This is a genomic window from Microcoleus sp. PH2017_12_PCY_D_A, assembly GCF_020738565.1.
GTDB lineage: Bacteria > Cyanobacteriota > Cyanobacteriia > Cyanobacteriales > Microcoleaceae > Microcoleus.
This window is the reverse complement of sequence record NZ_JAEQCI010000042.1, coordinates 46,792-56,244: the sequence shown is the minus strand read 5'-3', so window position 1 is coordinate 56,244 and position 9,453 is coordinate 46,792. Positions and strand designations below refer to the sequence as shown.

General features: G+C 47.0%; 8 protein-coding genes. 3 read left to right on the top strand and 5 right to left on the bottom strand.

Annotation, left to right across the window (positions count from 1 at the left end; genetic code table 11):
• Positions 1-195 precede the first annotated feature (195 nt).
• The 3 genes from JGK39_RS13520 to JGK39_RS13510 form a co-directional block, all read right to left on the bottom strand.
• Complete coding sequence (locus JGK39_RS13520; protein ID WP_293254182.1) at positions 196-1,092, bottom strand: alpha/beta hydrolase; 897 nt, start codon at positions 1,090-1,092, stop codon at positions 196-198.
• A gap of 217 nt (positions 1,093-1,309) precedes the next feature.
• Positions 1,310-2,833: a D-alanyl-D-alanine carboxypeptidase/D-alanyl-D-alanine-endopeptidase gene (gene dacB, locus JGK39_RS13515; RefSeq protein ID WP_293297459.1), complete on the bottom strand. Its 1,524-nt coding sequence runs from the start codon at positions 2,831-2,833 to the stop codon at positions 1,310-1,312.
• Positions 2,834-2,977: 144 nt separating this feature from the next.
• Positions 2,978-3,304: a (2Fe-2S) ferredoxin domain-containing protein gene (locus JGK39_RS13510; RefSeq protein WP_293254176.1), complete on the bottom strand. Its 327-nt coding sequence runs from the start codon at positions 3,302-3,304 to the stop codon at positions 2,978-2,980.
• 381 nt (positions 3,305-3,685) lie between these two features.
• Between JGK39_RS13510 and JGK39_RS13505 the strand changes: the two genes are divergently transcribed.
• The 3 genes from JGK39_RS13505 to JGK39_RS13495 all read left to right on the top strand — a co-directional run bounded on the left by JGK39_RS13505 (position 3,686) and on the right by JGK39_RS13495 (position 7,165).
• Positions 3,686-4,147 (top strand): CBS domain-containing protein, encoded by a 462-nt coding sequence (locus JGK39_RS13505; protein WP_293254173.1) that lies wholly within the window; start codon positions 3,686-3,688, stop codon positions 4,145-4,147.
• A gap of 319 nt (positions 4,148-4,466) precedes the next feature.
• A complete protein-coding gene (nblB, locus tag JGK39_RS13500; RefSeq protein ID WP_293254170.1) occupies positions 4,467-5,141 on the top strand; it encodes a phycobilisome degradation protein NblB in 675 nt (224 codons plus the stop codon).
• A 677-nt stretch (positions 5,142-5,818) separates the two neighbouring features.
• On the top strand, positions 5,819-7,165 hold the full coding sequence (locus JGK39_RS13495; RefSeq protein ID WP_293254167.1) for a CAP domain-containing protein: 1,347 nt from the start codon (positions 5,819-5,821) through the stop codon (positions 7,163-7,165).
• A gap of 309 nt (positions 7,166-7,474) precedes the next feature.
• Here the strand turns inward: JGK39_RS13495 and murQ are convergent, their stop codons facing one another.
• Both murQ and JGK39_RS13485 read right to left on the bottom strand, forming a co-directional pair.
• Positions 7,475-8,389, bottom strand: a complete 915-nt coding sequence (murQ, locus tag JGK39_RS13490) for an N-acetylmuramic acid 6-phosphate etherase (RefSeq protein WP_293254164.1) — start codon at positions 8,387-8,389, stop codon at positions 7,475-7,477.
• Positions 8,390-8,593: 204 nt separating this feature from the next.
• Positions 8,594-8,980, bottom strand: a complete 387-nt coding sequence (locus JGK39_RS13485; RefSeq protein ID WP_293254161.1) for a DUF3110 domain-containing protein — start codon at positions 8,978-8,980, stop codon at positions 8,594-8,596.
• Positions 8,981-9,453 lie beyond the last annotated feature (473 nt).

The window sequence follows — 9,453 nt, the reverse complement described above, 5'->3', positions numbered from 1 at the left end:
CCCTACAAGATTAGCCGCGCACCGGTTGACTTCGTATCCCATCGCGCCCACACCGATTGACTTTTTCCGTGCGCAGTGCGCACCCTACAAGATTAGCCGATACGCTCTTATAGCACCCTACAAAAACTACTCAAGACAAATAAAAACCCAGTTTCCCTGTGAAATCGGGTTTTTATTTGCAATGTTTAAAACCTTTTATGCCAAAGCCAAAGAACGAGAGGAATTTCTCAAAAAATTCAGCAATTCTCGATTCACCGTTTGTGGCGCTTCCTGCTGAATCCAGTGACCGCAGTGAGGGATTAATTTTAACTTAAACGGAGCCGTAATTAACCGATCTAAACCTTCTACAAGCGTGTGGCTCAAAAACGCATCTTCTTCTCCCCAAAGCACCAAAGTAGGTACTGTCACAGGTTCTAACTTCTGCCCCCAATGCCAAAGCCGCTGCGGGTGAAACATCTGCTGGTAATAATTCATCGCCGCCGCTAACACTCCCGGCTTTTCTAAAGCTGTCTGATAAATCTTAGTTTCCTCAGCGCTAAAAGCTCCTTTCCGAACAGCTTGTCCTTGCAAAATATTTTGCACAAAATCTTTCAAATTTTGCCGGATCAACCATTCGGGGATGCCGGGAACTTGGAAAGCCAAAATGTGCCAACTGCGGCGGAGTTGGTCTAAATTGCTCGCCATTTCCTGCACGAATCGCTGCGGGTGCGGAGCGTTTAAAATTGCTAAACGGTTGAGTTTTTCGGGGAATTTTTGAGCTAAATGCCACGCGATCGCACCACCGCAATCGTGACCGACAATGTGGGCTTTTGTATAGCCGAGGCGATCGATCAAACCGCGAATATCCGCACTCAGCGTATCCAAATCATAACCGCTTTCCGGCTTGTCCGAATCGTTGTAGCCCCGCAAATCCGGCACCACAACCTTGAAATGGCGCGCTAAAGCAGGAATTTGATGGCGCCAAGAGTACCAAAACTCAGGAAACCCGTGCAGGAGTAGAACGAGTTCGCCTTCTCCTTGGGAAACGCAGTGCAGGCGGATGTTGTTGGTTTCGACAAAGATGTGTTGCTGTTCGGAATCTAAAGACTTCATAGTTGCAAAGTTAGACTTATTTTCTGGCAGTACAGAACCCGCCGACTGATAGCAGGCCCAAACTGTCCAATGGTTGTAATTCTTCTGTTTTTATTCTAGCTGCTTTTCGATCCCCGCCGCTGTAATGTAGTTAAACTTAAAACTTGTAGCGTTTTGCTGTCTCCTATTTTTTAGGTGTAACTACTTAGATGAACTTTCTCACTTTAAATATGTGGTTTTAACAGCGGCGCAGGCGGTTTAATAATAACACAATTTCGTCCGTTGCCGATCGCAATTTTGAAGCCGGCAGGTCAGATTGATTGACGATAATGCTAAACACCAGCCGATCGTAATTCGGAACTTCGATATATCCCGACAGCGCCGAAACTCCGCTCAACGTTCCAGTTTTTGCTTGCAAAATTACGCGGTTTGATGTAGTATTTATGCGATTTTTCAAAGTACCGCTCTCGCCAGCCACGGGCAGTGATGCGCGGTAGATAGATCCAGCAGGTGAATTCGCCATCAATCTCAAAGTTTGCACCAAAGCTTCGGGACTAATTAAATTGTGGCGGGAAAGTCCCGAACCGTCGGCCAATATATAGCTGTTTGGATTTACACCTAATTGAGTTAAAGCTATTTTTAACTCTTTCAAACCAATTTCACCTGTATCCTCTTGTGGCACAGGCATCTTGCCTGTGACTGTTTGTGGCACAGGCAAGATGCCTGTAACTTTCCCCAACAATCTCAATAAAACTTCTGCATAAAGATTGTTGCTTTCCCGATTAGTTTCCTTCACCAATTCTGCCAGCGGCGGCGATTCAACAAACGCTAATTCTTGAGTAAAATTGCGATAATTAGATGCAACCAAAGCTTGTTTAACAGAAATTCCCTCAGCCGCGAGGGATTGCTGAAAATTCTGCAAAAAGTTATTCGCGGGATTGACAACTGCGACATAAGCTGATTCAGATTCAGCACCAACTTTCAACTGCCCGCTAACTCGAATTTGGGGCCGATCGAATTCCCGGCCAACTTCAATAAACTCGGATTCATTTTGCGAGACTGTCACTGAATTGTTCAGAATTTGCCACTGATTGGCTAATTTTGGTTCGGCAAAAGTGACTTTCAGCGGTTGCCCGAGATCCTGCGGGGACAAAACAAGCTCGATCGCATTTTGATTGAAAATTAAACTGTTAACCGGCGCGCCATAGCCAGCTTGGGCGTCTTCCCATTCCCAATTCGGATTGACTGCACTGCCTTGAAAATAGCTGTCATCGCCAATCAACTCATTTATGCGATCGACTCCACGGCGTTTCAACTGCTGCGCCAAATCCTTCAACTGAGGTTCAGCAATGCTCGGATCGCCCCTACCGGCAACGTACAAACTGCCATTTGCGCCGCTGTAAACCGATGTCTTAATCCGAAAATCCGCACCGAGTTTCTGCAAAGCAGCCGCTGTGGTTAGCAGCTTGACGTTGGATGCTGGAATGAAATATTTGGTGCTGTCACGGCTGTAGAGAGTCGCGGTAGATGATAGCGGTTGAATCAAAATGCCCCAGCGCGATCGGCTAAATTCAGCACGATTGGCGATCGCATCTACCTTCGCCCCCAATTCCCCAGGACAAATATCGCCAGCAATCGGAGGCGTTTGAGCGACTACCTGGGAAGTGCGCCCCAGAATTAAAACTAACAAACTAACCGCAATTCCTTTGATTCTCAAAGCTTCACTTCCATCACAACCACTATTCAGAATACTTTTTATCAAACTTGTCTTTCTATCTAAAAAATATCTGCGTTCATCTGTGTCTATCTGCTTTAAATCTGCGGTTAGCCATCAATCAAAGACTTAAGAGAAAAGTCCAAATTAGATAGGAACATATCCGATAAAAATCACCGCATCAACTCAAGACTAATAATAATAACGCATATGTATTCTCGGATTGAACAGCGCCTCTACAGGTTTTCCCCCTTTAAGGTGGTCTTCCACGATCGACTGTACATCACTCGGTTTAACTCGACAATACCAGATTTCGTCTGGGGTGACACGCACAGTCGGGCCCGTGTTGCACTGTCCCTGACAGCTACTAGCTTCAACTGTTACCCCGGGGACTGGTTGGGCTTCAAAAGCAGCTAGCACTGCTGCTGAACCATTTCTCAGGCAAGATTGATACTGGCAAACCAATACACAGCGCGCTTGTGGTTGGGTGTCTGCTTCTGGGGCTGGAGATTCTGGCATCGGTAAGAATTTATAGAAGAAGGAAGTTCGGCAACGGATTATTTAACGGATGTAACGGATGTATTGGATAGAGGGAAGAGGTTCGAGGGAATCTTCGGTAGGGGTTTTGGGAATTAAGAACTTCCTCATCGTCGGGCGCGGTTACTAGATCCGCTGTTTAAGATATTTTAACAATGTTGTCAGGTCGATCGCCCGTCTGGGCCTGACAAAGGGCAGAATTCCCAAGTGCGATCGCAAAAACCTTTATAAATTCTGGCATTCAAACTTTTTGGGTTCTTCTAGCTTGCCACAAATCCCTTCTCCCCGTCTGCCTTTCTTGAGTCTGTGCCGCGCTTTCCCTATATGATCGGTTAGGAGCAACAACTAAATCAACCGCCAATCATGCCCAAAATAGTAGCCGATGTGATGAGCCGCGATCCGATTTTGGCGCGTCCCGAAATGCCTTTGAACGAAGCCATTAAAATTTTAGCCGATCGCCGTATTAGCGGTCTTCCCGTGGTAGATGAGAATGGCTTATTGGTAGGAGTCATCTCCGAAACCGACTTGATGTGGCGGGAAACCGGCGTCACTCCGCCCGCTTACATCATGGTGCTCGACAGCGTGATTTACCTAGAAAATCCCTCGCGTTACGAGCGAGAACTTCACAAAGCTTTAGGACAAACAGTAGGAGAAGCGATGAGTAAAGAACCCGTTACCATCGAACCAGACAAATCTGTTCAACAAGCAGCTAAACTAATGCACGATCGCAGCATCCACAGATTACCCGTGGTTGATAGTGCCGGCAAAGTAATCGGCATCCTCACTAGGGGAGATATTATCCGATGGATGGCGGCAGATTCTTAATTAATTGTTGCAGTTGAAGGATTCTATCAGAAAATGAGCCGATCGCTCCTTCAATCTCTCAGCTTTTGGCAATTCCCAATTACCTAGGACGTTAATTGCTTTGATTCGTTCGTTTTTTGGGAAATTATCTGCGTTTATTTGCGTTTATCTCCGGTTTCTCTATTAATCAAAGATTTATGCAATAAGTCTCTAGATTCGCGACAAAAAAGTCAGGAATACAGGCAGAAAAATTTCTTCCTTCTTCCTTCTTCCTTCTTCCTTCTTCCTTCTTCCTTCTTCCTTCTTCTTCCTTCTTCCCAATTACTAATTACCAAATTCCATGAGCATTACTCCTGAATCTGTCGAACAATTGTTGAATTCCGAGGATTTTGGCGAAAGGTTGCGGGCTGTCAACCAACTGCGGCAGCTAGAACCTGCGATCGCCTATAATTTGATTCAAATGGCGATCGGCGACAAAAACGTCCGCGTTAGGTACGCCGCAGTCAGCCAAATATCAACCCTCGGCACCCAGAATCTGCCAAACGCTTTAGAGGTACTGCTTCACAGCCTGCACAACGACCCCGAGCCCGACGTGCAAGCAGCAGCAGCCGATGCTTTGGGCGCCTTGAAATTAACCGCTGCTTTAGAAGATTTGCAGCAAGTTTACAACAGTACATCTGAATGGTTGGTGCAACTCAGCATCGTTGCAGCTTTGGGAGAAATGGGCGATCCAAAAGCTTTTCCCATGTTAGAAAATGCCCTGAATTCTGAAAACGATTTGATCCAAACTATTGCCATTAGCGCCTTAGGAGAATTGGGAGATAAACGGGCGCTCCCGCTGCTGCTTCCCTACGCTTCCAATGCAGATTGGCAAATTCGTTATAGAGTCGCTCAAGCTTTGGGGCGGTTGGGCGGTGCCGAAGCAGCAGCGGCTTTGGAAATTCTCGCCAAAGATGATGTTGAGCAAGTTGCTCAGGAGGCTAAAGTCGGACAAGATAATATTTTGAAATTGTGAGTTTTGAGCGGTGAATTTTCAATTAATTGAGAATTTTTTGTGAGCATTCTACTAAAAAATTAGTGCGCGATCGCTAATCGGTGAAACCCGGTTTCTTCGTAGATTTTTCGTAACTAAACGCAAAACTCGTAGAAACCGGGTTTCTAGCCCCCCAGCCCGCGAAGAAATGGCGATCGCACGCAGAACTCAGAAACCCGGTTTCTTTCGAGATTTTTCGTAACTAAACGCAAAACTCGTAGAAACCGGGTTTCTAGCCCCCCAGCCCGCGAAGAAATGGGCACTGTCAACTGTCACAATCGGTTTTTACTTATTTCGATCGAGCAATTAAACTATAAATTATATTGTTATACCGTAGATTAACGGATAAAAATTATCAACAAGTATAATCTATTACGTTAAAAAAAAATGATTCTGGGTAATTGTTCTGTGTGACGCGCTCGCGGATGGGAAATGTGGGTGGTATTGATGCCACAGGCGATCGCACTCTGCCGTTTTTCAACCAGAGTCCGGATATTGACATCCGCAGTTGAAGAATAGCTATAATAACAATAGATACAACAGTGGCAGGCATTAACACAATTATTGAAGTGTGCCCAGCGTGCGATCGGGGGAAATTATCGTTAAGACGGTAAGCCATCTACCAGCTCAGCCCAGTCTTAAACATTTTTATCATCCCCATGCTTGAACAACTACAAAATTCCGGTTCTCAGTCTGCGGACATTTTAACAGGAGATCGATCGGCTTCTCAACTATCACAACCTGCACAAGCCACAACCAATCTAAACTTTATCTATAAAGTTTTGGAACTCACCAACATAGAACGCAGCAAATTGAGTTTGTCCCCCCTAACCTTGAATACTCAGTTGTTGAATGCGGCGCAAAATCACACCCAAAATATGGCAGTGCAAGACTTTTTCGATCACACCGGAAAAGATGGTTCGTCAATGGGAAGTCGGATTACTGCAACGGGTTATAAATTCAGCTCGGCAGCAGAAAATATCGCTGCGGGATCGTCTACACCCGAACAAGTTCTATCATCGTGGATGAACAGCGACGGCCACCGGAGGAACATTCTTAACCCGAATCTGAAAGAAATCGGGATTGGTTACTATTTCCTAGCCAACGATAGTGGCAGTGTCAATTACAATCACTATTGGACGCAGGTTTTTGCTACTTCCCTTGATGGTAGTGTCAATCCCGCACCACCTCCGACACCAACTCCAACTCCAACTCCCACTCCAACTCCAACTCCAACTCCCGTACCAACTCCAACTCCAACCCCTACACCCAGCACATTAGTTTCTATTACTTCGCCAATACCCAATGCTACAGGGGACGGAACCCCGACGACAGCACCGAAGAATACAGCCAGCGGTGGCAATTATTTCCTCTCAGATGCTGCTGATACTCAAATACCTGCAAGTGCTGTGGGATTGCAAATTTTTGCCCTTTCTGGGAAAGACAATCTCACTGGAGGAGCAGGCGCTGATACGATTAATGGAATGCAAGGCGCTGATACAATTAACGGTGCAGGCGGCAATGACATCTTATCCGGCGGTAAAGACTCGGATTTCATTGATGGCGGTATTGGTAATGATTTTATCAGCGGCAACAATGATAACGATCGACTGATCGGATCTGACGGTAACGATACTCTCCGGGGCGGCAAGGAAAACGATATCTTGATTGGCGGTAACGGCGATGATGTCTTGGGGGGCGATCGCGGGCAAGATATTCTGACCGGCGGCGCGGGAAGTGATACGTTTATCCTAGCGGGAGGTTTGTCTGCTTCGGCTACTTTAGTTGGTGCGGATGTAATTACCGATTTTGTAGCTGGAGATAAGATTGGTTTGACTGACGGTATCGGATTTGCCAACTTGACTTTTGAAGCTGTGAGTTTGCAGTTGGATGGAGGCGCAAGTGCCGCTTCTACGGCGATTAAGTCTGGTAGCAATTATTTGGGCATCGTACAGGGTGTAAGTCAAAGTCAGCTTACATCTTCTGTTTTTGTGAGTGCAATTTAGGAACCGAAATATTACTGGTTCCCAGGCACTTTATCTGGGAACCAGTTACAGTCGAATCTTCAACCCGCGCACCATCCGGGTTTTGGTTGTGTAGACGCGGTTTCAACCGCCGAGTCTTATTAATTGAGAAGCGTCATAGTCTTGGCGATTGCTTCGTTCCTCACTTCGGGCACTTTACAATTTTATTGATGCTACGGCCGATCGCAAATTGCCTTGAAATTCGCCTAGCAACAGGTGCGTCGCTTTGAGATTGTCGGTATGCAAGGCGAGGGATTTTCGCTCGGCGACGCACCCTACGATCGCTCAAATCTACAATTGTATTGATGCTACAGCCGATCGCAAATTGCCTTTAAATTCGCCCAAAATTCGATCGCACTCTTCCTTCTCCAAATTAGTCCAGTGCATCATCAAAGCCAGCTTTACAGACTTGCCGCTTTTTTCCAACAAAAAACCCGCTTCATCCCGGCCCAAATCAGTTAAATCCTGCAACATCCGCACCGCCCGATCGCGCAATTTCTTATTAGTAACCGCCACATCAACCATCCGATTGCCGTAAACCTTCCCCAGCTTCACCATTACGCCAGTCGAAAGAATATTCAAAGCCATTTTTGTCACAGTGCCAGCTTTCAACCGCGTCGAACCCGCCACTATCTCCGGGCCAACCAACAACCGAATATCCACATCAGCCTCAAAACTCACTTGTTCCACGGGTACGCAGGCGATAAACACAGTTTTCGCCCCCCGCTGGCGCGCCGCCTGCAAAGCCCCCGCTACAAAGGGCGTTGTACCTCCAGCCGTAATCCCGACAACCACATCGAGATTGTTAATGTGACGGTGGGCGATCGACTCAGCCCCATCTTCAGCCCGATCCTCCAAATCCTCCGAGCTCCGCACCAAAGCCCCTGCACCCCCGGCAATTATGCCCTGTACGAGTTCTGGCGGCGTGCAGAAGGTGGGGGGACACTCGGCGGCATCGAGCACCCCCAAACGCCCGGAAGTACCCGCACCGACGTAAAACAGGCGGCCTCCTTGACGCAGAGATTCGGCGCCGATGTCGATCGCCCGGGCTAACTGTTCGCGGGCACGGGCGATCGCATTTAAGGTTTGGGCATCTTCCCGGTTGAACAAGTCTACTAATTCGATCGAGCTGAGTTGGTCTAAATTCGCGCTGTTGGCATTCACCTGTTCCGTCAGCAGGTGCCCCCGTTCTTCCAAATTCTTCATTTTTTCTCAGTTATTAACGGTGTTTTGGCAATTTTGGGCTTTGGCGGGCAGAGTCAGGAGACATACAGAGTCCCAGCTTCAGCCTGGAAGCCTGTATCTAGAAATTTAGTCTAGGATTGAGAATGCAAAGGAGATATCAAATTTATCCCTCTTCCGTCTTCCCTCGAACCTCTTCCTTCTTCCCTCTTCCTTCTTCCTTCGTGATTACAAAAGTCCTTCGAGTCGGCGGCGCATAGAATCGAGTTCGTCTTGAGAAACCTCAGAATCCGACTCCGGCTGTGACTCCGGTTGCGACTGCCCCTCGGCCTGCCACTGAGTCTGTGCTACATTGTCTTCTGGCGGAATCGCTAGCGCGCCCGCCGGCACCAGTTCCCAATCATAATCAACACTATCGCAGAACTCCTTAATTTCTTCATCGTCGATCGCCTCGACAGCGGGTTCCGGGAAATCCTGAGCTTCCAACATCACGCCAAAGCGTGTGGCGTCGTCTTCTGACTCAAACATCAGAACTTTGTTGCGATCGCCGAGTTGAATGGTGTGAATTCCCTCATTCTCGGTGCGGGCATTGAAGAGTAAGACGAACACTCGCATAAGTTTTAAAGACCTTCTTAACCACCGTTTTTTTATCTTAGAAGCGATCGGGCAATTTTAAATTTTAGATTTTAGATTTTAGATTGACTGTCGGTTGTACGAGGTGTGGCGATTTTAGATTGTAGATTTTAGATTTTAGATTGACTGTCGGTTGTACGAGGTGTGACGATTTTAGATTAAGTTTAGTAAAGATTTCTGGAGTCTGTGCGACATGGGAGGGGGTGAATATTGAAGTTTGATTGTGCGATCGGCACTTCCAAGCTCAGTTATGAGTCTAGCAAAGACAGAAACCGCGCGATCGAATCAAAAAAAGTTATATAGCACCACGAAGACGGTTAGGACGTTCTCGCATTGGCCAAACGTGAACTTTTATTGATTCTTCCTTCTGCGTGAGCTCCGTTACATCCGTTACATCTGTTACATCCGCTACATAATCCGTTGCCGAACTTCCTCTCTCAAATCGACTGATGTCC